3 protein-coding genes and 1 pseudogene are annotated in these 2,097 nt (G+C 53.0%); 2 read left to right on the top strand and 2 right to left on the bottom strand.

Annotated elements, in window-relative coordinates:
* The coding region (gene ldrD, locus ACJHX7_RS26105) for a type I toxin-antitoxin system toxin Ldr family protein (protein ID WP_000896335.1) at nt 1-87 on the top strand (87 nt) is incomplete at its 5' end.
* Between the two features lie 376 nt (nt 88-463).
* Nucleotides 464-571: a type I toxin-antitoxin system toxin Ldr family protein gene (locus ACJHX7_RS26100; RefSeq protein ID WP_000170738.1), complete on the top strand. Its 108-nt coding sequence runs from the start codon at nt 464-466 to the stop codon at nt 569-571.
* A gap of 86 nt (nt 572-657) precedes the next feature.
* Here the strand turns inward: ACJHX7_RS26100 and bcsG are convergent.
* Nucleotides 658-1,989 (bottom strand): annotated as a pseudogene (gene bcsG / locus ACJHX7_RS26095) (cellulose biosynthesis protein BcsG); the annotation flags it as partial.
* Between the two features lie 13 nt (nt 1,990-2,002).
* A partial coding sequence (locus ACJHX7_RS26090) for a hypothetical protein (RefSeq protein ID WP_223963351.1) occupies nt 2,003-2,097 on the bottom strand: 95 nt, incomplete at its 5' end.

The raw sequence follows: 2,097 nt of genomic DNA, 5'->3' as shown, positions 1-2,097 counted from the left end.
ATGGCCTTCTGGCATGATTTAGCGGCTCCGGTCATTGCTGGCATTCTTGCCAGCATGATCGTGAACTGGCTGAACAAGCGGAAGTAACGTGTCAGACGGGCGTCAGGCTGCCGTAATGGCAATTTGCGCCCGGATCAGGCCGCAGGGATAAAACTCTGCGGCCTTTTTCGTAAGAAAAATGCAACGGTTGCAAGCGGATAATATTCTGCGGAATGCGCAGCACAGAGTGAAGACGTGACGGATTCCGGAACAGAAAAACAGTCGTAGAATCAGTGGCAAGCCGGAAGGGGTCCGGTGAGGCGCAATGTTGCGGGGGGCTTAATCCCTGGTGGCATTGGTTGCTGGAGAGAGAAAACCCCCGCACGTTGCAGGTATGCACCTGACAACATCACGGGGGCTAATCTTGAACCTTAACAACTCAAGAATAGCCGCGAAACGTTGTCATTACAACAGAGGCGGCTATATGACGCTCGCAGAACTGGGCATGGCCTTCTGGCATGATTTAGCGGCTCCGGTCATTGCTGGCATTCTTGCCAGTCTGATCGTGAACTGGCTGAACAAGCGGAAGTAACATGTCATGCGGGCGTCAGGCTGCCGTAATGGCAATTTGCGCCCGGACCAGGCCGCAGGGGGGAAACTCTGCGGCCTTTTTCGTTCTTATTGCGGGTAAGGCACCCAGTCGCCGCCGTTCAGGCGAACGTACGGTTTATCCTGGTATTGAATAACTACTGCATTTGAGTTCTCGGAGACCGGTGCTGTTTGTGGCAACCCACTGGTGAGTTTTTTCCAGTCAACATTGTCTTCGGAGAAAATCTTGCCATCAAGAACCCGAACCACCAGATCGGAGATAGCCAGGAAGCTGCTCGGTTGGTCGATGACAATCGGTGCCCCCTGATGTGGTGCCTTCATGCCGAAGAATTTCACCCCAACGGGGACGTCTGTGATAGACGGGCTAGGGATATCACGTAGGCCAGATACCTGCATTCTGTCGCCCTTCAGCGCGCCACCGTGTTCCGGCACCACTACCACCATCACTTTACGACCCGATTTCTCCAGTTCAGTAAAGAAGGCGTCCAGCTCATCAAAGAATTTCTGCGCTCGCGCTTTGTAATCCGCTGTTTTGCTGACGCCCGGATAATGGTTGCCGTCATGCAGTGGAAGCGTGTTGTAGAACGTGGCACTACGGCTGTTTTTATCTTTTTCGGTAACGTCCAGCCAGCGGTTAAGCACGGCGGTATCGTCATAAACCGGCGAACCATCAAAGCCCAGCAAAACAACCGGCAGATTTGTTTGATCCATCAATTCGGTCTGCATGCCGCCATTTTCGCGAACTTCTTTCAAAAAACCGCCGAACTGGCCGTTATGTCCCATCATCAGGTGCTGGGTAAAGCCCAGTTTCGACAGGTTATCAAACAGATAGCAGTCGTTATTTGCCGGTTGATACAGATTAGTGTGCGAAGTCTGCCCGCAGCTGGCGCGCAGTAAACGGATCGCCGCCGGGCCACTGTAGGAGGTGGCGGAGTTAAAGTTCTTGAACTCAATATCGAAATGCGACCACAGCGGATGCGACATCAACCCGGCGGCTTCAATATCCGACCAGGAAAGCGAACAGATATTAATCACCAGTAGTTCAAATGGCTGAGCATCAGCGGGCAGCGAAGACGGGAAGATTGATTTACGTTTCGCCTCCGCGTTATAGAAATTATTCAGCCAGGCGTTAAGGTTCGCCGTTGTTGGCGGTGCAGTTTGTGCGGGCATATCACCCACTACCGGTGCGCCACCCGTCGCCGCAACGGTTGCCGCTGCGTTACCACCCGTCGTTGTTACAGTGGTCGTTGGTTGACCGGCTGGCCACAAGGAGAAACTTGGTCCCGCCAGGGTAAGTACGTTCAGCCATAGCAGAATGGCAACCACAAAAACGGTAATGCGAATCCATTGTGACAGGAATAACCAGGCCACTAATAAAACAAAAATGGCCCCAATCATCTGTAATGCCAGTCAGTTAAGCAACTGACTGGCTCTTTTTCGGGGCTGTGGGGTATTTCCAGGGCCTCTCCTTTACCACTCTCGGGAAGGCCCTTTCCCTTCTTGTCGGTA

This window comes from Escherichia sp. WS1451, from assembly GCF_046487365.1.
GTDB lineage: Bacteria > Pseudomonadota > Gammaproteobacteria > Enterobacterales > Enterobacteriaceae > Escherichia > Escherichia coli.
This window is presented reverse-complemented; position numbering and strand designations above follow the sequence as displayed.